The 23,313-nt window shown below is 64.9% G+C and carries 16 protein-coding genes and 1 tRNA gene; 14 read left to right on the top strand and 3 right to left on the bottom strand.

The window, feature by feature from the left end; translation table 11 throughout:
* Nucleotides 1-56 precede the first annotated feature (56 nt).
* From EIP75_RS23050 to rpoC, 9 genes are all read left to right on the top strand, one after another.
* Nucleotides 57-132: transfer RNA gene (locus EIP75_RS23050), tRNA-Trp, on the top strand.
* 96 nt (nt 133-228) lie between these two features.
* A complete protein-coding gene (secE, locus tag EIP75_RS23045) occupies nt 229-618 on the top strand; it encodes a preprotein translocase subunit SecE (RefSeq protein ID WP_125245547.1) in 390 nt (129 codons plus the stop codon).
* A gap of 40 nt (nt 619-658) precedes the next feature.
* On the top strand, nt 659-1,228 hold the full coding sequence (gene nusG / locus EIP75_RS23040; RefSeq protein ID WP_125245546.1) for a transcription termination/antitermination protein NusG: 570 nt from the start codon (nt 659-661) through the stop codon (nt 1,226-1,228).
* Between the two features lie 185 nt (nt 1,229-1,413).
* Nucleotides 1,414-1,845 (top strand): 50S ribosomal protein L11, encoded by a 432-nt coding sequence (gene rplK, locus EIP75_RS23035; RefSeq protein WP_125245545.1) that lies wholly within the window; start codon nt 1,414-1,416, stop codon nt 1,843-1,845.
* A 2-nt stretch (nt 1,846-1,847) separates the two neighbouring features.
* A complete protein-coding gene (rplA, locus tag EIP75_RS23030; RefSeq protein ID WP_125245544.1) occupies nt 1,848-2,552 on the top strand; it encodes a 50S ribosomal protein L1 in 705 nt (234 codons plus the stop codon).
* Nucleotides 2,553-2,944: 392 nt separating this feature from the next.
* Nucleotides 2,945-3,481 (top strand): 50S ribosomal protein L10, encoded by a 537-nt coding sequence (gene rplJ, locus EIP75_RS23025; RefSeq protein ID WP_125245543.1) that lies wholly within the window; start codon nt 2,945-2,947, stop codon nt 3,479-3,481.
* 50 nt (nt 3,482-3,531) lie between these two features.
* Nucleotides 3,532-3,909 (top strand): 50S ribosomal protein L7/L12, encoded by a 378-nt coding sequence (gene rplL / locus EIP75_RS23020; protein WP_125245542.1) that lies wholly within the window; start codon nt 3,532-3,534, stop codon nt 3,907-3,909.
* A 369-nt stretch (nt 3,910-4,278) separates the two neighbouring features.
* Nucleotides 4,279-8,406 carry a DNA-directed RNA polymerase subunit beta gene (gene rpoB / locus EIP75_RS23015; RefSeq protein ID WP_125245541.1) on the top strand — a complete coding sequence of 1,376 codons (4,128 nt, stop codon included), beginning with the start codon at nt 4,279-4,281 and terminating at the stop codon, nt 8,404-8,406.
* Between the two features lie 19 nt (nt 8,407-8,425).
* Nucleotides 8,426-12,679, top strand: a complete 4,254-nt coding sequence (gene rpoC / locus EIP75_RS23010) for a DNA-directed RNA polymerase subunit beta' (protein WP_125245540.1) — start codon at nt 8,426-8,428, stop codon at nt 12,677-12,679.
* Between the two features lie 584 nt (nt 12,680-13,263).
* Here rpoC and EIP75_RS23005 read toward each other — a convergent pair.
* Genes EIP75_RS23005 through EIP75_RS22995 form a run of 3 tightly spaced genes read right to left on the bottom strand, consistent with a single transcriptional unit; the run spans nt 13,264 to nt 16,391 of the window.
* On the bottom strand, nt 13,264-14,784 hold the full coding sequence (locus tag EIP75_RS23005; protein ID WP_125245539.1) for an aminoacyl-histidine dipeptidase: 1,521 nt from the start codon (nt 14,782-14,784) through the stop codon (nt 13,264-13,266).
* The gene (locus EIP75_RS23000; protein WP_338014957.1) at nt 14,781-15,134 is read right to left on the bottom strand and encodes a hypothetical protein; all 354 of its coding nucleotides are present in this window, start codon (nt 15,132-15,134) and stop codon (nt 14,781-14,783) included. Before EIP75_RS23000 ends, EIP75_RS23005 begins: the two co-directional genes overlap by 4 nt.
* 27 nt (nt 15,135-15,161) lie before the next feature.
* Nucleotides 15,162-16,391, bottom strand: a complete 1,230-nt coding sequence (locus EIP75_RS22995) for an MFS transporter (protein WP_233585011.1) — start codon at nt 16,389-16,391, stop codon at nt 15,162-15,164.
* Between the two features lie 162 nt (nt 16,392-16,553).
* On the opposite strand from EIP75_RS22995, the gene EIP75_RS22990 reads away from it, so the two are divergent.
* From EIP75_RS22990 to fusA, 5 genes are all read left to right on the top strand, one after another.
* Complete coding sequence (locus EIP75_RS22990; protein WP_125245537.1) at nt 16,554-19,052, top strand: DEAD/DEAH box helicase; 2,499 nt, start codon at nt 16,554-16,556, stop codon at nt 19,050-19,052.
* A gap of 105 nt (nt 19,053-19,157) precedes the next feature.
* On the top strand, nt 19,158-19,421 hold the full coding sequence (locus EIP75_RS22985) for a hypothetical protein (protein ID WP_125245536.1): 264 nt from the start codon (nt 19,158-19,160) through the stop codon (nt 19,419-19,421).
* A gap of 296 nt (nt 19,422-19,717) precedes the next feature.
* Entirely contained in the window at nt 19,718-20,095 is a 378-nt protein-coding gene (gene rpsL / locus EIP75_RS22980; protein ID WP_125245535.1) for a 30S ribosomal protein S12, read from the top strand.
* Nucleotides 20,096-20,315: 220 nt separating this feature from the next.
* Entirely contained in the window at nt 20,316-20,786 is a 471-nt protein-coding gene (gene rpsG / locus EIP75_RS22975; RefSeq protein WP_125245534.1) for a 30S ribosomal protein S7, read from the top strand.
* 78 nt (nt 20,787-20,864) lie between these two features.
* Entirely contained in the window at nt 20,865-22,967 is a 2,103-nt protein-coding gene (gene fusA / locus EIP75_RS22970) for an elongation factor G (protein ID WP_125245533.1), read from the top strand.
* Nucleotides 22,968-23,313 lie beyond the last annotated feature (346 nt).

The following is a 23,313-nucleotide window of genomic DNA, read 5'->3' as shown; positions in this document are numbered from 1 at the left end:
TGGCCAAGATCCTCGACTGATAACAACTTCATTCGTTCATCGTTCAGATTGGCCACAGGGGTATAGCTCAATTGGCAGAGCGTCGGTCTCCAAAACCGAAGGTTGGGGGTTCGATTCCCTCTGCCCCTGCCACCCTCTGAACAGGTTCGAAAAACACAGCTGGTCTACAGCAGCCCGCAGGCCCTTCACAGGTCCGCGGGCTTTGCTGCCTCAAGTCAAGTCATCCGCATGAGCACCACCGCGCAAGTCGAAACCGTCACCACCGCTGCAGACAAGGCCAAGCTGGCCGCTGCCGGCCTGCTGGTGGTCGGGGCCGTGGCGGCCTTCTACCTGCTGAGCCAACAGGACCTCTGGCTGCGCGTCGTCGCGCTGCTGGTGCTGGTGATTGCGGGCATCGGGGTGTTCTTCACCTCCAGCACCGGCAAGGAACTCATCGCCTTCGGTCAGGACGCCAACAAGGAACTGCGCAAGGTCGTGTGGCCCACCGGCTCCGAGGCGCGCCAGATGACCTTGTACGTCTTCGCCTTCGTGGTGGTGATGGCCCTGTTCCTGTGGGCGACCGACAAGACACTGGAGTGGGCGCTGTACGACCTGCTCCTGGGCTGGAAGCAGCACTGATCCCCGCCCGACTGACTCCCAACCCAAGGTTGACACACCCATGAGCGACGTTCAAGCCAGCCCCGCCTCCAACGCTGCCCCGCTGCGCTGGTACGTGGTCCATGCCTATTCGGGCATGGAAAAGGCCGTCGAGCGCAACCTGCGCGAGCGCATCGACCGCGCCGGCATGCAGGAGTCGTTCGGCCGCATCCTGGTGCCCACCGAAGAAGTCGTCGAAGTCAAGAACGGCAAGAAGTCCGTCACCGAGCGCCGTTTCTTCCCTGGCTACGTGCTGGTCGAGATGGTCATGAGCGACGACAGCTGGCACTTGGTCAAGAACACGTCCAAGGTCACCGGCTTCGTCGGCGGCGCCAAGAACCGCCCCGTGCCCATCTCGGAAGACGAGGTCATGAAGATCGTCAACCAGATGCAAGAGGGCATCGAGAAGCCGCGCCCCAAGGTCGAGTGGGAAGTCGGCGAGGTCGTCCGCGTCAAGGAAGGCCCGTTCACCGACTTCAACGGCTCGATCGAAGACGTCAACTACGAAAAGTCCAAGCTGCGCGTGTCGGTCACGATCTTCGGTCGTGCCACCCCGGTCGAGCTGGATTTCCATCAGATCGAGAAGATCTGATCGCAGAACAAGGCCCCGGAGGATGGGGCCGGTCGATGGCGGCGCAAGCCGGCTGAAGCCAGATCACCTCCCGTGTCAGGCGCGAACGAGACCGCGTCAAGAGGAGCCAGGAGTTCATCCCGAACAAGCCTGGCGTTTGACTCAACCGACCTGACGTGGCCGTCGGGCGGTTCTAGGAGAAAGTTATGGCCAAGAAGATTATCGGCTTCATCAAGCTGCAAATCCCGGCAGGCAAGGCAAACCCTTCGCCTCCGATCGGTCCGGCGCTGGGTCAGCGCGGCCTGAACATCATGGAGTTCTGCAAGGCGTTCAACGCCCAGACGCAAGGCCTCGAGCCCGGTCTGGTGCTGCCGGTGGTGATCACCGCGTTCGCTGACAAGTCCTTCACCTTCATCCTCAAGACCCCGCCCGCGACGGTCCTGATCAAGAAGGCTGCCAAGCTGGACAAGGGTTCTGCCCGTCCGCACACCGACAAGGTTGGCAAGCTGACGCGCGCCCAGATCGAAGAGATCGCCAAGACCAAGCAGAAGGACCTCACCGCTGCTGACCTGGACGCCGCTGTGCGCACCATCGCTGGTTCTGCCCGTTCGATGGGCGTGATTGTGGAAGGAGTCTGATCATGGCAAAGCTCACCAAGCGTCAAAAGGCGCTGCAAGGCAAGGTCGAATCGACCAAGCTGTACGCCATCGAAGAAGCCCTGACCCTGATCAAGGAAGCCGCCAACGCCAAGTTCGATGAATCCATCGACGTGGCCGTGCAACTGGGCGTGGACGCGAAGAAGTCGGACCAGGTCGTTCGTGGCGCCGTCGTGCTGCCCAACGGCACCGGCAAGACCAAGCGCGTCGCCGTGTTCACGCAAGGAGCCAAGGCTGAAGAAGCCAAGGCCGCCGGCGCTGACGTGGTCGGCATGGAAGACCTGGCCGAACAGGTCAAGGCTGGCAACATCAACTTCGACGTGGTGATCGCCTCGCCGGACGCGATGCGCATCGTCGGTACCCTGGGTCAGATCCTGGGCCCCCGCGGCCTGATGCCCAACCCCAAGGTCGGCACCGTCACCCCTGACGTGGTCACCGCTGTCAAGAACGCCAAGGCTGGTCAGGTGCAGTTCCGTATCGACAAGGCCGGTATCGTGCACGGCACGATCGGCCGTCGTTCGTTCGACTCCGATAAGCTCAAGGGCAACCTGGCCGCGCTGCTCGAAGCGCTGACCAAGGCCAAGCCTGCCTCGTCCAAGGGCATCTACCTGCGCAAGGTGGCTGTGTCCTCGACGATGGGCCTGGGCGTTCGCGTCGACATCGGCTCGATCAACAACCCCGCCGCCTGATTTTTCAGGCCCGCAGGTTGAACCTCCCATGACCGGCTGCCGCGCAAGCGGCTTCCCGGTCCGGGCCCCGCGCGAGTCTGGCGCGACGGCCTGAAACGAATTGGTGGGCTGTGGCCAGGGCGCTTCGACAGAAGCACCCGGGCTGCAGGCTATCAAAGACCGTAGGCGCTTTGTACCGTGCTTGTTCAGGCGGTGCCGGGCTTAAACCGGGCTTGAAAACCCAGCCTACGCAGATGGCGTACCCGCTGTTGAAGGATCCTACCTGCCTGCTGCTCCCCCGTGGGCCGCAGGATGGTTCTTCCCGAGGCAGAAGGTCGCTGAATCCGGGTGTGCCTGGAGCATGAGCTGCACTGTTGCAGTCTGCGCAAAGGGCATGTTTTAAGGAGTAGACCTTGAGTCTCAATCGCAACGAGAAAGAAGCCGTCATCGCTGAAGTGGCTGCCCAGGCGGGCAAGTCGCAGACGCTGGCACTGGCTGAATACCGCGGACTCACGGTGGCCCAACTCGACCAGCTGCGCAAGAACGCGCGTGCGCAAGGTGTGTATCTTCACGTGCTGAAGAACACACTGGCCCGCCGCGCCGTGTCTGGCACGCCGTTCGAAGTGGCTGCCGAGAGCATGAGCGGTCCGCTGATCTACGGTTTTTCCGAAGACGCAGTGGCCGCCGCCAAGGTGATCGCAGACTTCGCCAAGTCGAACGACAAGCTGGTCCTGAAGGCCGGCGCGTACAACGGCAAGGCCCTGGACGCTGCCGCCATCAAGGCGCTGGCATCGGTCCCTTCCAAGGAAGTGCTGCTGGCCCAGCTGGCTGGTCTGCTGCAAACGCCGGTCGCAAGCCTGGCGCGTGTGGTGGCTGCCCTGTCGGCCAAGCGTGGCGAAGGCGCTCCGGCAGCCGAAGCCCCGGCCGCCGAAGAAGCCCCTGCCGCTTGATCGATCACCGATCCGCATTCAATTTTTTACCGATTTAGGAAGAAACCATCATGGCATTCGACAAAGACGCATTCCTGACCTCCCTCGACAGCATGTCCGTTCTGGAACTGAACGAGCTGGTCAAGGCCATTGAAGAGAAGTTCGGCGTGTCCGCCGCAGCCCTGGCCGCTCCTGGCGGCGCTGGCGGTGGCGCTGCCGCCCCGGCCGCTGAAGAGAAGACCGAGTTCAACGTTGTCCTGACCGGCGCTGGCGCCAACAAGGTCGGCGTCATCAAGGCCGTGCGTGAAATCACCGGCCTGGGTCTGAAGGAAGCCAAGGACCTGGTCGACGGCGCTCCGAAGAACGTCAAGGAAGGCGTGGCCAAGGCCGACGCTGAAGCCGCTGTCAAGAAGCTGGTCGAAGCCGGCGCGACTGCCGAGCTGAAGTAATCACGGCGCGGCATCAAGCCGCGGTCGATGACGAGAGGCGTCGCCCCCGTGCGGCGCACTCCGAGAAGGCTGCCCTGCGGGGCGGCCTTTGGCGTCTGAGGGGTTAAATCCTCGAGAGCAGCCGAAAAGCCATCCGGTAGTACACTGGAGGGCTTTTCGAGTGTTCTCTGAACCGACTGCAGAGAACCGGTTTGGTCGAGCCTGTGTTGCATCCCTGCGCACAGGTTGTCTGCCTAGCGGTTGGTAGTGGCCAACCACCAAGCCTCAGACATTCTCGTCTGAATGGCCAGTCGCCGAACAAAGCCCCTGTCTTGGCCTGACGGTGGTGATATTCGAACCGAAACCCGACGGTTTCGCAACGGAGAGTTTATGGCGCAAACAAACCCCTACAGCTACACCGAGCGCAAGCGCATTCGCAAGAGCTTCGGCAAGCGCGGCAGCGTGCTCAAGGTTCCTTATCTGCTGACGATGCAGAAGGAAGCCTACGTCGCCTTCCTGCAGAAGGACGTCGCACCTCAGAAACGCAAACCCGAAGGCCTGCAGGCCGCATTCCTGTCCGCGTTCCCCATTGTTTCGCACAATGGTTTCGTGGAGATGAAGTTCATCGAGTACAACATCGCCCGTCCGGCGTTCGATGAGCGCGAGTGTCAGCAACGGGGCCTCACCTTCGCTGCCGCCGTGCGCGCGAAGCTGCAGATGATCATCTACGACCGCGAGACCTCCACGTCTCAATCGAAGGTGGTCAAGGAGATCAAGGAACAAGAGGTCTACATGGGCGAAGTGCCCCTGATGACCGACTACGGCTCCTTCATCATCAACGGTACCGAGCGCGTCATCGTGTCGCAGCTGCACCGTTCGCCTGGCGTGTTCTTCGAGCACGACAAGGGCAAGACCCACTCGTCCGGCAAGCTGCTGTTCAGCGCCCGGATCATTCCTTACCGCGGCTCCTGGCTCGATTTCGAATTCGACCCGAAGGACCTGCTGTACTTCCGCGTGGACCGCCGCCGCAAGATGCCGGTGACGACCCTGCTGAAGGCCATCGGCATGAACCCCGAGCAGATCCTGGCCACGTTCTTCGACAACGACCAGTTCAAGCTGATGGATTCGGGCGCGCAGATGGCGTACGTTTCCGAGCGCCTGAAGGGCGAAGTCGCCCGCTTCGACATCACCGACAAGTCGGGCAATGTCGTGGTCGAGAAGGACAAGCGCATCACCGCGCGCCACACCCGCCAGATCGAGCAATCGGGCACCACGCACATCAGCGTGCCCGAAGACTTCCTGCTGGGCCGCGTGCTGGCCAAGAACCAGATCGATCCGGACACCGGCGAGATCATCGCCAAGGCCAACGAAGAGCTGACCGAAGCGCTGCTCAAGAAGCTGCGCGCCGCCGGCATCCTCGAGATCGACTGCATCTTCACGAACGAGCTCGACGAAGGCGCCTACATCTCGCAGACGCTGGCCACCGATGAAACGGCCGACGAGCTGGCTGCCCGCGTGGCCATCTACCGCATGATGCGCCCCGGCGAGCCGCCGACCGAAGACGCTGTGCAGGCCCTGTTCCAGCGCCTGTTCTACAGCGAAGACACGTACGACCTGTCGCGCGTGGGCCGCATGAAGTTCAACGCCCGCGTGGGCCGCGACGAAGGCACCGGCCCCATGACCCTGATCAACGACGACATCCTGTCGGTCGTGAAGATCCTGGTCGAGCTGCGCAATGGCCGAGGCGAAGTCGATGACATCGATCACCTGGGCAACCGCCGCGTGCGTTGCGTGGGCGAACTGGCCGAGAACCAGTACCGCTCGGGCCTGGCGCGTATCGAGAAGGCTGTCAAGGAGCGTCTGGGCCAGGCCGAGACCGAAGCCCTGATGCCGCACGACCTGATCAACTCCAAGCCGATCTCGGCTGCCCTCAAGGAGTTCTTCGGTGCGTCGCAGCTGTCGCAGTTCATGGACCAGACCAACCCCCTGTCCGAGATCACGCACAAGCGTCGCGTCTCCGCACTGGGCCCGGGCGGTCTGACCCGCGAACGTGCCGGCTTCGAAGTGCGCGACGTGCACCCGACCCACTACGGCCGTGTGTGCCCGATCGAAACGCCTGAAGGCCCGAACATCGGCCTGATCAACTCGCTGGCCCTGTACGCCCAGCTGAACGAATACGGCTTCATCGAGACGCCGTACCGTCGCGTGGTGGACGGCAAGACGACCGAGCAGATCGACTACCTGTCGGCCATCGAAGAAAGCAAGTACGTCATCGCCCAGGCCAACGCTGGCCTGGATGCTGAAGGCCGCCTGATCGACGAGCTGGTGTCGGCCCGTGAAAAGGGTGAATCCGTGCTGCTGTCGCCCGAGCGCGTGCAGTACATGGACGTGTCGCCTTCGCAGATCGTGTCGGTGGCTGCCTCGCTCGTGCCCTTCCTGGAGCACGACGATGCGAACCGCGCGCTGATGGGCGCCAACATGCAGCGTCAGGCCGTGCCTGTGCTGCGTCCGGAAAAAGCCATGGTCGGCACCGGCGTCGAGCGCGTGGCCGCGATCGACTCGGGCACCGTGGTGACCTCCAAGCGCGGCGGCATCGTGGATTACGTCGACACCAACCGGATCGTGATCCGCGTCAATGACGCGGAAACCGTGGCCGGCGAAGTGGGCGTGGACATCTACAACCTGATCAAGTACCAGCGTTCCAACCAGAACACCAACATCCACCAGCGTGCCATCGTGCGCCGCGGTGACAAGGTGGCTTCTGGTGACGTGATCGCCGACGGCGCATCGACGGACCTGGGCGAACTCGCCCTGGGCCAGAACATGCTGGTCGCCTTCATGCCCTGGAACGGCTACAACTTCGAAGACTCGATCCTGATCTCCGAACGCGTGGTGGCCGAAGACCGCTACACCTCGATCCACATCGAGGAACTGGTGGTGATGGCCCGCGACACGAAGCTGGGCTCCGAAGAAATCACCCGCGACATCCCGAACCTGTCCGAGAACCAGCTGGCTCGTCTGGACGAATCCGGCATCGTCTACATCGGTGCCGAAGTCGGCCCCGGCGACGTGCTGGTCGGCAAGGTCACGCCCAAGGGCGAGACCACGCTGACGCCTGAAGAGAAGCTGCTGCGCGCGATCTTCGGCGAGAAGGCTTCCGACGTGAAGGACACCTCGCTGCGCGTGGACCAGGGCACCTCGGGCACCGTCATCGACGTGCAGGTCTTCACCCGTGAAGGCATCGTTCGCGACAAGCGTGCGCAACAGATCATCGATGATGAACTCAAGCGTTTCCGCCTGGACCTGAACGACCAGCTGCGCATCGTGGAGGCCGACGCCTTCGACCGTATCCGCAAGCTGCTGAACGGCAAGATCGCCAATGGTGGCCCGAACAAGCTGGCCAAGGGCACGGCGATCGACGAGGCCTACCTGGACAGCGTCGAGAAGTTCCACTGGTTCGACATCCGCCCCGCGGAAGACGACCTGGCCAACCAGCTCGAATCCATCAAGAACTCGCTGGAGCAGACGCGCCACGCCTTCGACCTGCACTTTGAAGAAAAGCGCAAGAAGTTGACGCAAGGCGACGAGCTGCCCGCAGGCGTGCTCAAGATGGTGAAGGTCCACCTGGCCGTCAAGCGTCGCCTGCAGCCTGGCGACAAGATGGCCGGCCGCCACGGCAACAAGGGTGTCGTGTCCAAGATCGTTCCGGTCGAAGACATGCCCTACATGGCCGACGGCACCCCGTGCGACATCGTGCTGAACCCCCTGGGCGTGCCCTCGCGGATGAACGTGGGCCAGGTGCTCGAGGTTCACCTGGGCTGGGCCGGCAAGGGCATCGGCCAGCGCATCGGCAACATGCTGCAGGCGGAAGCCGGCGCGGCCGAGCTGCGCAAGTTCATGGACGAGCTGTTCAACAAGTCCGGCGGCAAGAAGGAAGACCTCTCGCAACTGACGGACGCTGAAGTGACCGAGATGGCCGGTGAGCTCTCCAAGGGCATCACCTTCGCCACGCCGGTGTTCGACGGCGCCAAGGAAGAAGAGATCCGCGGGATGCTGCAGCTGGCCTACCCGGCCGACATTGCCAAGGCCAAGGGCCTGACGCCCACCCGCACGCAGGCGATCCTGCATGACGGCCGCACCGGCGAGGCCTTCGAGCGCCCCGTCACCGTCGGCTACATGCACGTGCTCAAGCTGCACCACTTGGTGGACGACAAGATGCACGCCCGTTCGACCGGCCCGTACTCCCTGGTCACGCAGCAGCCGCTGGGTGGTAAGGCGCAGTTCGGTGGTCAGCGCTTCGGTGAAATGGAAGTGTGGGCCCTGGAAGCGTACGGCGCCTCCTATGTGCTGCAGGAGATGCTCACGGTCAAGTCCGATGACGTCAATGGTCGCACCAAGGTGTACGAGAACATCGTCAAGGGTGAGCACGCCATCGAGGCGGGCATGCCCGAGTCGTTCAACGTGCTGGTCAAGGAAATTCGTTCGCTCGGTATCGATATCGAGCTCGAGCGCAACTGATTAGGAATAGGAGAGCCCCATGAAAGGTTTGCTGGACCTGTTCAAGCAATTCACGCCCGATGAGCATTTCGATGCGATCAAGATCGGGCTGGCCTCGCCCGAGAAGATCCGCTCGTGGTCTTTCGGCGAGGTGAAGAAGCCTGAAACGATCAACTACCGCACGTTCAAGCCTGAACGCGACGGCCTGTTCTGCGCCAAGATCTTCGGCCCGATCAAGGACTACGAGTGCCTGTGCGGCAAGTACAAGCGCCTGAAGCACCGCGGCGTGATCTGCGAGAAGTGCGGCGTCGAAGTGACCCAGACCAAGGTCCGCCGTGACCGGATGGGCCACATCGAGCTGGCCGCGCCCTGCGCGCACATCTGGTTCCTGAAGTCGCTGCCGTCGCGTCTGGGCCTGGTCCTGGACATGACACTGCGCGACATCGAGCGCGTGCTGTACTTCGAAGCGTATGTCATCGTCGACCCCGGCATGACCCCGCTGAAGAAGTTCGGCATCATGTCCGAGGACGACTACGACGCCAAGCGCATCGAGTACGGCGATGAATTCCAGGCCCTGATGGGCGCGGAAGGCATCAAGCAGCTGCTCGAAGAGATGGACCTGGACGTCGAGATCGACAAGCTCCGCAACGACATGACCGGGTCGGAGCTCAAGGTCAAGAAGAACTCCAAGCGCCTGAAGGTCATGGAGGCCTTCAAGAAGTCCGGCATCAAGCCGAACTGGATGGTGCTGGACGTGCTGCCCGTGCTGCCCCCGGACCTGCGTCCGCTGGTGCCGCTGGACGGCGGCCGCTTCGCGACCTCCGACCTGAACGACCTGTACCGCCGCGTCATCAACCGGAACAACCGCCTGGCCCGTCTGCTCGAGCTCAAGGCCCCCGAGATCATCGTGCGCAACGAAAAGCGCATGCTGCAGGAATCGGTGGACTCGCTGCTGGACAACGGCCGTCGCGGCAAGGCCATGACGGGCGCCAACAAGCGTGCCCTGAAGTCGCTGGCCGACATGATCAAGGGCAAGAGCGGCCGCTTCCGTCAGAACCTGCTGGGCAAGCGGGTCGACTACTCCGGCCGTTCCGTCATCACCGTGGGCCCGACCCTCAAGCTGCACCAGTGCGGCCTGCCCAAGCTGATGGCCCTGGAGCTGTTCAAGCCCTTCATCTTCTCGCGCCTCGAAGCCATGGGCATCGCGACGACGATCAAGGCCGCCAAGAAGGAAGTCGAATCCGGCACCCCGGTGGTGTGGGACATCCTCGAAGAGGTCATCAAGGAGCACCCGGTTCTGCTGAACCGCGCCCCGACGCTGCACCGCCTGGGCATCCAGGCCTTCGAGCCCATGCTGATCGAAGGCAAGGCCATCCAGCTGCACCCCCTCGTCTGCGCGGCCTTCAACGCCGACTTCGACGGTGACCAGATGGCCGTCCACGTGCCGCTGTCGATCGAAGCGCAGATGGAAGCCCGCACCCTGATGCTGGCCTCCAACAACGTGCTGTTCCCCGCCAACGGCGAGCCCTCCATCGTGCCGTCGCAAGACGTGGTGCTGGGCCTGTACTACGCCACCCGCGAGCGCATCAACGGCAAGGGCGAAGGCATGGTCTTCGCCGACATGGCCGAGCTGCAGCGCGCGCTGGACAACCACGTGGTCGAGATCACCGCCCGCATCAGCGTGCGCATGGTCGAGTGGACCAAGGACAAGGACACGGGCGAGTTCACTTCCGAACTCAAGCTGGTCGAGACCACCGTCGGTCGCGCCCTGCTGTCCGAGATCCTGCCCAAGGGCCTGCCCTTCAGCAACATCAACAAGGCGCTGAAGAAGAAGGAAATCTCGCGGCTGATCAACACCTCGTTCCGCAAGTGCGGTCTGAAGGAAACCGTGGTGCTGGCTGACAAGCTGCTGCAGAACGGCTTCCGTCTGGCCACGCGCGCCGGCATCTCCATCGCGGTGGACGACATGCTGGTGCCCAAGGAGAAGCCGGGCCTGATCGAGCGCGCCGAGAAGGAAGTCAAGGAGATCGAACAGCAGTACGTCTCCGGTCTGGTGACCGCTGGCGAGCGCTACAACAAGGTCGTGGACATCTGGGGCAAGACCGGCGACGAAGTCGGCAAGGTCATGATGAGCCAGCTGGCCAAGCAGAAGGTGATCGATCGCCACGGCGCCGAGGTGGACCAGGAGTCGTTCAACTCCATCTACATGATGGCCGACTCCGGTGCCCGCGGTTCCGCCGCCCAGATCCGCCAGCTCTCGGGCATGCGCGGTCTGATGGCCAAGCCTGACGGCTCGATCATCGAGACGCCCATCACGGCGAACTTCCGTGAAGGCCTGAACGTGCTGCAGTACTTCATCTCCACCCACGGTGCCCGTAAGGGCCTGGCGGACACGGCGCTGAAGACCGCGAACTCGGGTTACCTGACCCGCCGTCTGGTGGACGTGACGCAGGACTTGGTGGTCACCACCATCGACTGCGGCACCGACCAGGGCATCAACACCCGCGCGCTGGTCGAAGGTGGTGAAGTCATCGAATCGCTGCGTGACCGCATCCTCGGTCGCGTGGCGGCCATCGATGTGCTGCACCCCGAGACCCAGCAGGTCATCACCAACGCCGGCGTCATGCTGGACGAAGACATCCTGGACCTGTTCGAAGCCGCCGGCGTCGACGAGGTCAAGGTGCGCACGCCGCTGACCTGCGGCACGCGCTTCGGCCTGTGCGCCAAGTGCTACGGCCGTGACCTGGGCCGCGGCGGCCTGGTGAACTCCGGTGAGGCTGTCGGCGTTATCGCCGCCCAGTCCATCGGTGAACCCGGCACCCAGCTGACGATGCGGACCTTCCACATCGGTGGTGCCGCCTCGCGTGCTGCCATCGCCTCGAGCGTGGAAGCAAAGTCGGACGGCCTGATCGGTTTCAACGCCACCATGCGTTACGTGACCAACGGCAAGGGCGACCTGGTGGTGATCTCGCGTTCCGGCGAAATCGTCATCTCCGACCAGCACGGCCGCGAGCGTGAGCGCCACAAGGTGCCGTACGGCGCCATCCTGAACATCAAGGCCGACCAGCAGGTCAAGGCCGGCCTGGTGCTCGCGACGTGGGATCCGCTGACCCGCCCCATCATCACCGAGTTCGCCGGCAAGGCCCGTTTCGAGAACGTCGAAGAAGGCGTGACCGTGGCCAAGCAGGTCGACGAAGTGACCGGTCTGTCCACGCTGGTCGTGATCGACCCCAAGCGCCGCGGCGCCGCCAAGGTCATCCGTCCGCAGGTCAAGCTGCTCGACAGCGTCGGCCAGGAAGTCAAGATCCCGGGTACCGACCACTCGGTGACCATCGGCTTCCCGGTGGGCTCGCTGATCCAGATCCGCGACGGTCAGGACCTCGCCCCGGGTGAAGTGCTGGCGCGCATTCCCATCGAAGGCCAGAAGACCCGTGACATCACCGGCGGTCTGCCGCGTGTGGCCGAGCTGTTCGAAGCCCGTTCGCCCAAGGACAAGGGCGCCCTGGCCGAGATCACCGGCACGGTGTCCTTCGGCAAGGAAACGAAGGGCAAGGTTCGCCTGCAGATCACCGATCCGGATGGCGGCGTCCACGAAGAGCTGGTGCCCAAGGAAAAGAACATCCTGGTGCACGAAGGCCAGGTGGTCAACAAGGGCGAGCTGATCGTCGACGGCGCGGCCGATCCTCAAGACATCCTGCGTCTGCTGGGTATCGAAGAGCTGGCCCGCTACATCGTCGACGAAGTGCAGGACGTCTACCGCTTGCAGGGCGTGAAGATCAACGACAAGCACATCCAGGTGATCGTTCGCCAGATGCTGCGCCGCGTGCAGATCGTCAACCCGGGTGATTCGACCTACATCGCCAACGAGCAGGTCGAGCGCTCCGAGCTGCTGGACACCAACGACCGTCTGCGCAGCGAAGGCAAGCTGGTGGCCACGTACAACGATGTGCTGCTGGGCATCACCAAGGCTTCGCTGTCGACCGACTCCTTCATCTCGGCCGCTTCCTTCCAGGAAACGACCCGCGTGCTCACCGAGGCTGCCATCATGGGCAAGCGCGACGAGCTGCGTGGCCTGAAGGAAAACGTCATCGTGGGCCGTCTGATCCCCGCCGGTACCGGCCTCGCCTACCACCAGGCCCGCAAGGCCAAGGAGGACATGGACGAGACCGAACGCCGTGCCATCGCCATGCAGGATGCCCAGGAGCGCGCGGCGCTCGAGCTGGCTGCCCTGGGTGACGACGGTGACGTGGGTGAGGCTGCTCCGGCCGAAGGTGGTCCTGCCGCGGCTGAATAAGCTGCCGGCTTAGGCCCCTCAAAGCCTCGTTCCGCGCAAGCGGGGCGGCAAAGGCGCCAAGGCTTTCGGGTCTTGGCGCCTTTTTCTTTGGCTCCGCGGTTGGTTTTTGAGCGCTTTGTCGGCGGAGCGCGGGGCACGGGATGTGGAGGCAGCCGTCCGGGCTTCAATGTTGGCGGTCCCGCCTTCGGCGTGACTGCCCTGTGCTGCTCACGTCGAGGTGGCGCCGCCCAACTCACTGCGCGTCCTGCGGACGCTCCGTTCAAACAAGGGCGGCGAGTCAGTCAACGAAGCGCGCTGCGCGCGCCCACCTCGTCGCTGCGCTGCTCGGCGCCAACAAGGCGCCCGGCCGTCTGCCCCCACATCCCTTTTGTGCCCCGCTGGTGGCATGCATAGAAGACTGAGGCGTGCGACGGTTTGCACCGCAAGCAGGCCTGGTATCCGCCAGTCCGCGCAGGGCAAAGAAGGAGACCCTTCGCATGAGGCAAGCGGGCAGCAAAGGCCAGAGTCCTCCTCAGCCCCCGCCTGCGCTGTCACGAGGAAGCGCCCAGACCCTTGCAGGCAAAGGACATGGCGCACCCATACCACTAACGGTGGGTTGGTCCCTGGCCCTTCAGTTCAGCCAGGATCGCCGTCAGCAGATGCCAAGTGCGTTCCACCGACGCGATCTCCACAGACTCCCCAGGCGCATGCGCCCCCCGGATCGTCGGCCCGAAGGACACGATGTCCATGCCCGGGTACTTGGCCGCGATGATCCCGCACTCCAGCCCCGCATGGATCACCTGCACGTGCGAATCCTCAGCAAACTTGCGCCGGTAGACCGTTTGGCAGGTGGCCAGCAAAGGCGAGGCCGGGTTGGGCGTCCAGCCCGGGTAGTGGCCGGCCACCTCGGCGGCGGTGCCCGACAAGGCCCACAGGCTCACGATCTCATCGGACAGGGCCAGCGCGCCACTGTCCAGCAGGGAACGAACCATGAAGTTGCACGAGCCAGCTTCAGGCGTCAACTCGACCATGCCCAGGTTGTTCGATGTCTCGACGACGCCGGGCACGCTCTGGCTCATGCGCCGCACGCCGTGGGGTGCGGCATGCAGGGTGCGCAGCCACACAGCCTGCTCCGGCAGGGACAGCACCTGCGTCGAGGGATGGGGAGCGGCTTCGAGCACGAGGGCCAGCCGCGGCTCGACCTGGCCCAGCTCGCCTTGCAGCAAGGCCTGCCACTGGTCCAGCCTGGCCTTCAAGGTGGGCACATCGTCCACAGGCAATGCCACGGTGGCATAGGCCTCGCGGGGCAGGGCGTTGCGGGCGGTGCCGCCCTGCAGTGTGGACAGGCGCAGGCCCGACAAGGCCTCGTCCTGCGTCAGCGCGATGAGCACGCGCACCAGCAGCTTGATGGCGTTGCCGCGCTCTTCATGGATGTTGACGCCCGAATGCCCGCCGCGCAGGCCGCGCAGCGCGATGCGGTGCACAGTGTGGCCCACCGGCAGCGGTTCGGCCTGGCCAGGGCGTGCCACGTTCACGTCCACACCGCCGGCGCAGCCCAGGTAGAACTCGCCCCATTCTTCGGTGTCCAGGTTCAGCATCAGCCGGCCCTGCAGCACGCCGGGCTGCAGGCCATGGGCGCCGCCCATGCCGGCTTCTTCGTCGATGGTGAACAGCGCCTCGATCGGGCCGTGCGGCAGGGCCTCGTCTTCCAGCACGGCCAGGGCCATGGCCACGCCCAGGCCGTTGTCGGCGCCCAGCGTGGTGTCGGGCGCCTGCAGCCAGCCGTCATCGCGGCGCACCGGGCGGATCGGATCCCGCGTGAAGTCATGCGCCGAATCGCCGTTCTTCTGGCAGACCATGTCCAGGTGCCCTTGCAGCACGACCCCCGGGGCGCCCTCATAGCCCGGGCTGGCAGGCTTGCGCACCAGCAGGTTGCCGGTGGCATCGACCTCGGTGGCCAGGCCTCGCGCCTGCGCCCATTGCTGCAGGTGCTCGCGCACGGCGCGTTCCTGCTTGGACGGCCGGGGGATGGCGCACAGCACGGCAAAGTGGCGCCACACCGCGGCCGGTGTCAGGCCCTGGATGAAGGCGTCATCGATGGCGTTGGCGGGCGTGGTGAGGGTCATGGCGTGTCGTCTTCGTCTGCTTTGGTGGGTGTGGGCTCCTGCCAGTCCATGGGCCAGTACAGCAACTCGGCCAGGCGGGTGACCACCCACACGGCCTCCGGGGCGGAGACCACGGCATCGGGGCCGCTCAAGCCCTGGTGGCAGCGTTGCAGCACCTCGATCTGGATGTCGCCGATGTCTGCGTGAACGTTGCGGCAGTGCTCGGTCAGGTGGTTGGCCAGATCTTCACAGAGCTCGTAGCGGTCGCGCAGTTCGGCCATCGGCACCGTCAGGCGCTTGCGCGTGTCGATGTACAGCGCCTGGAAGGACGGCGGGATCTCGATCTGGTATTCGTCGGACATGGCCAGCATTGTGAGGCTGCAGGGGCAGGTGCGGGCTCAGGCACGCGCCATGCGCCGCGAACCGGCCAGGAACACCGCCAGCGAGCCCATCCCCAGCGCAAGTCCCATCACCACCACGCCAAGCCAGCCACCTTGCGCATACACGTACACCCCGCCGGCCGAGCCCAGCGCCCCGCCCAGGAAGAAGGTGGCCATGAACAGGCTGTTGAGGCGGCCGCGCGCGTGCGGCGCCAGGGCGTAGATCTCGCGCTGGCTGAGCACCAGGTTGGCCGACACACCCATGTCCAGCACGATGGCGGCCAGGCCCAACAGCAACAGGGCGGCCATCGAGCCCTGCGGTGCCAACCATGTGAAGGTGAAGGACAGCGCCACCAGCGCGATGGCCGCCAGGCTGCCCGCGCGCGCATGCCCGCGGTCGGCCAGGCGGCCGGCGATGGGCGCGGCGATGGCGCCGGCCACACCCACCAGCGCGAACAGCGCGATGCCGCTCTGCGTGAAGCCGAAGGCCGGCGAGGCGAGCAGCAGCGGCACCGTGGACCAGAACAGGCTGAAGGCCGCGAACAGGCCGGCATGGCACAGCGCACGCACCTGCAGCACGGGCTGCTCGCGCATCAGCGTCTTCATCGAGGCCAGCAGCGCGCCATAGCGCTGCGCATGAGGTGGCTGGCGCTCGGGCATGGTCCGCGACAGCAGGGCCGCCAGGGCCGCGATCAGCACCGACGAGCCCAGGAAGATGGCGTGCCAGCCCGCATGGCTGGCCGTGAAACTGGACACCGGCCGCGCCAGCATGATGCCCAGCAGCAGCCCGCTCATGATGTTGCCCACGGTGCGCCCGCGGGCCTCCTCGGCCACCATGCTGGCGCCATAGGGCACCAGCACCTGCGCGGCCACCGAGCTCACGCCCACCAGCGCCATCGCCGCCAGGAAGGGCGCGGCCGAAGTCGACAGCCCCGCCGCCAGCAGGCCCAGGGCCGCCACCATCAGGCAGCGCACCACCAGCTTGCGGTTTTCCATCACATCGCCCAGCGGCACGATGAAAAGCAGCCCCAGCCCATAGCCGATCTGCGTCAGTGTGACGATCCAGCCGGCCAGGCGCAACGAGATGCCCGTGCCTTCGCTGATCAGGCCGATCAAAGGCTGGGCGTAGTACAGGTTGGCCACGATCAGGCCGCAGCCAGCGGCCAGCAGCACGGTCAGCCAGGCCGGCAACTCATCGTACTGATGAGGGGTGTCCGCCAGCGAGGGGGCGGTGGGGTGGGTGTTCACGTGTCTTCTCCGGGTACTGCAGGCGCCCCGACGAAAGACTTCGCTCATGGCGCGGCGTGAGTGTCGCGCAAAGCCTCAGGCGCGGCGGGCGCAGGGCTTTGCACGGCCTTGGGGCATGATGCGCGCTCGCCCCTGTCCGCGTTCCCGGTCCACGCACCTTTCATGCCGCCTGCGCCCCGTCCGTCTGCCCTCGAGGCTGACTTCCAGCCCCGGCTCACCCTGCGCACGCTCACGCGCGGTGATGGGTTGCTGGGCCTGCGTCCTGCGGGGAAGTTCGGGCCGCGCGGAGGGGAGGTCACCGTGGCCCTGCTCACCTGGCACTACCTGCACGAGGGGGCCGAGCTGTGGTCCGGCCCGGCCCCCACCTCCGTGTGGCACCAGCGCGCGCCCTTGCAGACCGAGGGTGCCGATGCGCAGGGCCGCCCCTGCGTGTTCCGCCGCGACGCCGCGGCCGAAGCCGATGCGCTGGATGCCGTGTCCGGCACCGGCCTGCGTCCGCTGGAGGCCGATGCCCTGCAGTGGCGCCAGCCTCATCTGGCTGAGCAGGTGCTGGGGCCGCAGGCCCAGCCCTGGTCTCTCGTGCAGGAGGACGCCTTCGGTGACTTCTGGGCCGAGCACGTGCCCCGCCTGCAGGCGCAGGGCTGGCGCATCGTCGTGGCGCCGGGCTTTGCGCACCTCAGCGTGCCGGTGACGGCCTGGCGCGCCATCGTCCATCCGGACACCGGCGAGATCGACGGCCATGAGCCCGCGCAGCCGCTGCCGGTTTCTGGCCCCGCGGTGCAGGCCCTGCACGCACCGCGCCGCGAGGGCTCATGGCTGCTCAGCCTGGGCGTGGAGGTGGAAGGCCAGGTGCTGGACCTGGCCCCGCTGGTGGCCGACCTGGTTCGCCGCGACAGCCGCTGGCTGGGCATCGAGTTCGTCACCGCGCTGGACGACGAGGCCGTGATCTCGCTGCGCGCGCCCGGCGGCAAGCGCATCGACGCCCGCGCCGCGCCGCTCAAGGCCGTGGTGGGCGCCATGCTCGACCTGCTGCTCGACCCGAATCGGCGCGAGGGCCCCTGGCGCCTGTCGGAATGGGACAGCCTTCGCCTGGAAGCCTTGCGCCCCAGCCTGCAGGACACCCAGGCCGCCCGCGCGGGCCCGCAAGGTGCCTGGCAACTGCAGGGCGATGCAGGCCTGGTGGATCTGGCCCAGCGGCTGCGTGGCACGCAGGGCGTGCTGCCGGTGACGGCGCCCGCCGGGCTGGGCTTGCCATTGCGCCCCTACCAGCTGCAGGGCGTGGCCTGGCTGCAGTACCTGCGCGAGCAGCACCTCGCGGGCATCCTGGCCGACGACATGGGCCTGGGCAAGACCGCCCAGGTGCTGGCCCACCTGCTGATCGAGCAGCAGGCCGGTCGCCTTGCAGGGGCGCCCGCGCTGGTCGTGCTGCCCACCTCGCTGATCGCCAACTGGCAGGCCGAGGCCCGCCGTATCACGCCCTCACTGCGCGTGCTGACCCTGCACGGCCCCCAGCGTGCCGATCGCCTGCCGGACGTGCCGGCGCACGACGTGGTGCTCACCACCTACCCGCTGCTGTGGCGCGACATCGAGCAGATCCAGGCGCACCCCTTCCACCTGCTGATCCTGGACGAGGCCCAGAGCGTCAAGAACGCCGCCAGCCGCAGTGCCGATGCCGTGCGCCGCGTGCGCGCACGCCACCGCCTGTGCATGACAGGCACCCCGCTGGAAAACCACCTGGGCGAGCTGTGGGCCCAGTTTGATTTCCTGATGCCCGGCTTCCTGGGCGATGCCCGCAGCTTCAAGCGCCAGTGGCGCGATCCGATCGAGGTCAACGGCGAGACCCTGCGCGCCCGCCTGCTGGCCGCCCGTGTGCGCCCCTTCATCCTGCGCCGACGCAAGGACGAGGTCGCCACCGAACTGCCGCCCCGCACCGAGATCATCCGCCGCGTGCGCCTGGAAGGCCGCCAGCGCGAGTTGTACGAAAGCGTGCGCGTGGCCGCCGACCACCAGGTGCGCCGCGTGCTGGCCCGCCAGGGCTTCGGCAACGCGCTGATCAGCGTGCTCGATGCCCTGCTCAAGCTGCGCCAGGTCTGCTGCGACCCGGCCCTGCTCAAGGGCCACCGCATCCCGCGCACCATGGAGCGCGCCAAGCTGGCCTGGCTGTGCGAGACCCTGCCCACCCTGGTCGCCGAAGGCCGGCGCGTGCTGGTGTTCTCGCAGTTCACCGAGCTGCTGGCGCTGGTCGAGATCGAGTTGCAGGCGATCGGGGTGCCCCACCTGGTGCTCACCGGCCAGACCGCGCCGGCCACGCGAGGCCGGGTCGTCGCCGCCTTCCAGGATCTGCAGGCGCCGGTGCTGCTGGCCAGCCTCAAGGCCGGGGGCGTGGGCCTGAACCTCACGGCGGCCGACACCGTCATCCACCTGGACCCCTGGTGGAACCCCGCCGTCGAGCAGCAGGCCACCGACCGCGCCCACCGCATCGGCCAGGCGCGACCGGTGTTTGTCTACAAGGTGCTGGTCGAGGGCAGCATCGAAGAGCGCATTCTCGCCTTGCAGGCCCGCAAGGCCGCGCTGGCCGACGCCGTGCTGGGGCAGGACGGGGCCGAGGCGCTCAAGTTCAGCGAGCAGGAGTTGCTGCACCTCTTGGCCCCCCTCGAATGAGTGTCCCAAAAAGAGCGAAATGCCCCGTTTTGGAAACATAGGGTTACCACCTAAAACCGCGGGTTTGTGCTTATAATGACTCCCATCCAATGAAAGGGATTCACCATGGCTCACTCGCACTTCGAACTGTCCTCCCTGCCGCAAGACACCCCCGTTGGTGGTGAGCGCCCCGTGACGCTTGAAAAGGCGGGCGTGGTGCTGGGTTTCCTGGCCGGCCTGGGTGTGGGCGTGGGCGCCGTGTACGACGCGCTGCAGTCCACCGGTCTGCCGCAGTGGAGCAGCACCGCCGCCACGCTGGCCGTGGTCGCCGTGTTCACCTGGGCGGGGCTGCGCGCCGCCGGCCACCTCGGCCGCTTGCTCAACCGCTGAGCACCGGGCCCCTCGGGGCCCCTTTTGCTGGACGAAAGGCCGCCGCAAGGTGGCCTTTTTGCTTGTTCACGGCCAGGGTTAGGGCTTCGGCTGTACCTGTGAAAAAGCCGCGTGCTTGCCAGTTCACGTACCCCGACCTACAATGGAAGGCTTTTCGGCTTTCGCCTTTTGAACGCCCGGTCAGTGATCGGGCTTGGGCGAGGGCCGTTTTGTGCTTGTTTCAAGTGCCTTGGCGTGTTCGTTCAAACATGGCAAGTGCTTGATTCGCAAGTATTTTTTCAACGGGAACCAAACCAATGCCAACCATCAATCAGCTCGTGCGCCACGGCCGTCAGGTCGAGGTCACGAAGTCCAAGTCGCCTGCGATGGAAAACTGTCCGCAGCGTCGTGGCGTGTGCACCCGCGTGTACACCACCACTCCCAAGAAGCCTAACTCCGCTCTGCGTAAGGTCGCCAAGGTGCGCCTGACCAACGGTTTCGAGGTCATCTCCTACATCGGCGGCGAAGGCCACAACCTGCAGGAACACAGCGTCGTGCTGGTTCGCGGCGGTCGTGTCAAGGACTTGCCCGGTGTGCGTTACCACATCGTCCGTGGCTCGCTGGACCTGCAAGGCGTGAAAGACCGCAAGCAGTCGCGTTCCAAGTACGGTGCCAAGCGCCCGAAGAAGGCCTGATCCCCTTTTTGTTAACAGGATCAATCGGCCCCCGTCATCATCGGCGCGTCACAAGACGGCGCCAAGCTGATGAAGTTGGCCGAGGTGGCGGTAGAACCGGATGGTCCGGGATCTGCCGAGTAAGTGGAGTCTTCAGCTTGTCTTTTTTTGATAAGGCTCCGGATGCAGGTATGGCCCTCAGGGCAAGCCAGCATCAACTGAAGCATTGAAAGGAATCGAAATGCCTCGTCGTCGCGAAGTACCCAAGCGTGAAATCCTGCCCGATCCCAAGTTCGGATCGGTCGATCTTTCCAAGTTCATGAACGTGATCATGGAATCCGGCAAGAAGGCTGTGGCCGAGCGCATCATCTACGGTGCCCTCGAACAAGTCGAAAAGAAGGCCGGCAAGGATCCGCTGGAAATCTTCAACATCGCTCTGAACAACGTCAAGCCCGTGGTGGAAGTCAAATCCCGCCGCGTGGGTGGCGCGAACTACCAGGTTCCCGTTGAAGTTCGCCCCTCCCGCCGCATGGCCCTGGCCATGCGCTGGCTGAAAGAATCGTCGCGCAAGCGTTCCGAGAAGTCGATGGCCCAACGTCTGGCCAACGAACTGCTCGAGGCCTCCGAAGGCCGTGGCGGCGCGATGAAGAAGCGTGACGAAGTTCACCGCATGGCCGAAGCCAACAAGGCCTTCTCGCACTTCCGCTTCTAAACCACCACCCCTGCAGCACCCCCTGCAGCGGCGCCGGGCTCCACCAGGGCCCGGCGCCGTGACAATTGGAGTCACACCATGTCCCGCAAGACCCCGATCGAGCGTTACCGCAACATTGGCATCTCCGCCCACATTGACGCCGGCAAGACCACCACGACCGAGCGCATCCTGTTCTACACCGGTGTGAACCACAAGATCGGTGAAGTGCACGAAGGCGCCGCCACCATGGACTGGATGGAGCAGGAACAAGAGCGCGGCATCACGATCACGTCGGCCGCGACGACCTGCTTCTGGAAGGGCATGGATCACTCCTACCCTGAGCACCGTTTCAACATCATCGACACCCCGGGCCACGTGGACTTCACCATTGAAGTCGAACGCTCGATGCGCGTGCTCGATGGCGCCTGCATGGTCTATTGCGCCGTGGGTGGCGTGCAGCCCCAGTCGGAAACCGTCTGGCGCCAGGCCAACAAGTACGGCGTGCCCCGCCTGTCGTTCGTCAACAAGATGGACCGCACCGGCGCGAACTTCTTCAAGGTCTACGACCAGCTCAAGCTGCGTCTGAAGGCCAACCCCGTGCCCGTGGTGATCCCCATCGGCGCCGAAGAAAACTTCCAGGGCGTGGTCGACCTGCTCAAGATGAAGGCCATCTACTGGGATGAGGCTTCGCAGGGCATGAAGTTCGATTACCGCGACATCCCTGAAGAGCTCAAGGCCGACGCCCAGAAGTGGCGCGAAGGCATGGTCGAGGCCGCTGCCGAAGCCAGCGAAGAGCTGATGAACAAGTACCTCGAAGAAGGCGACCTGACCGAAGAAGAGATCAAGCTGGCCCTGCGCACGCGCACCATCGCCTGCGAGATCCAGCCGATGCTGTGCGGCACCGCCTTCAAGAACAAGGGCGTGCAGCGCATGCTCGACGCCGTCATCGACTACCTGCCCTCCCCGGTGGACATTCCTCCGGTCGAAGGCACGGACGACGACGACCAGCCCACCAGCCGCAAGGCCGACGACGCCGAGAAGTTCTCCGCGCTGGCCTTCAAGCTGATGACCGACCCGTATGTCGGCCAGCTGACCTTCGTGCGCGTGTACTCGGGCGTGCTGAACTCCGGCGACTCGGTCTACAACCCCATCAAGGGCAAGAAAGAGCGCATCGGCCGTATCCTGCAGATGCACGCCAACGAGCGTGAGGAAATCAAGGAAATTCTGGCCGGCGACATCGCCGCCTGCGTGGGCCTGAAGGACGTGACCACCGGCGAAACGCTGTGTGATCCGGACGCCATCATCACGCTGGAAAAGATGGTCTTCCCCGAGCCCGTGATCGCACAGGCCGTGGAACCCAAGACCAAGGCCGACCAGGAAAAGATGGGCATCGCCCTGCAACGCCTGGCCGCTGAAGATCCTTCCTTCCGCGTGCGCACCGACGAAGAATCGGGCCAGACCATCATCGCCGGCATGGGCGAGCTGCACCTGGAAATCATCGTCGACCGCATGAAGCGTGAGTTTGGTGTGGAAGCCAACGTGGGCAAGCCGCAAGTGGCCTACCGCGAGACCATCCGCAAGAAGGTCACCGACGTCGAAGGCAAGTTCGTGCGTCAATCCGGCGGCAAGGGCCAGTACGGCCACGTCGTGCTGACCGTCGAGCCGCAAGAGCCGGGCAAGGGCTTCGAGTTCGTCGACGCCATCAAGGGCGGTGTGGTGCCCCGCGAGTACATCCCTGCGGTGGAAAAGGGCGTGATCGACACCCTGCCGAACGGCGTGCTGGCCGGCTACCCCGTGGTCGATGTGAAGGTCACGCTGACCTTCGGTTCGTACCACGATGTGGACTCGAACGAAAACGCGTTCAAGATGGCCGCTTCGATGGGCTTCAAGGATGGTTGCCGCAAGGCCCAGCCCGTGATCCTCGAGCCCATGATGGCCGTGGAAGTCGAAACGCCTGAAGACTACGCCGGTACCGTGATGGGCGACCTGTCCTCGCGTCGCGGCATGGTGCAGGGCATGGACGACATGGTCGGCGGCGGCAAGATCATCAAGGCAGAGGTTCCTCTGTCCGAGATGTTCGGCTACTCGACCAGCCTGCGTTCCGCCACCCAGGGTCGTGCCACGTACTCCATGGAGTTCAAGCACTACTCGGAAGCCCCGAAGAACGTGGCTGAGGCCATCATCACCGCTCGCGGTAAGTAAGGCCCACCCCCTACGCGCTTCGCGCGCCCCCTCAGGGGGGCGGCAACCTTGGACCGGCGGAGCCGGATCCTCGGTTGCCACTCGATCGGAGTGGCGTGTTGCGTGAGGGATGTGTGCCTGGGGTCATTGTTGATGGCCCCATGCCCGGGTGGTAGCATCCGGGCCCTTCCCCTTCAGTGGGGAGAACAATCAAAGCTGGTCTTTGGCGCCACCTCGATTCAGTCGGTGTGGTTGGCTCGCTGCCCATGGCGGCCAGTGCTGGAGACCTTAAACAGGCATGGGCAACTGTTCTTTGTTGGAGAAACAAATGGCAAAAGGTAAATTCGAACGGACCAAGCCGCACGTG

The organism is Aquabacterium soli, assembly GCF_003933735.1.
GTDB classification, from domain to species: Bacteria; Pseudomonadota; Gammaproteobacteria; order Burkholderiales; family Burkholderiaceae_C; genus Aquabacterium; species Aquabacterium soli.
This window is presented reverse-complemented; position numbering and strand designations above follow the sequence as displayed.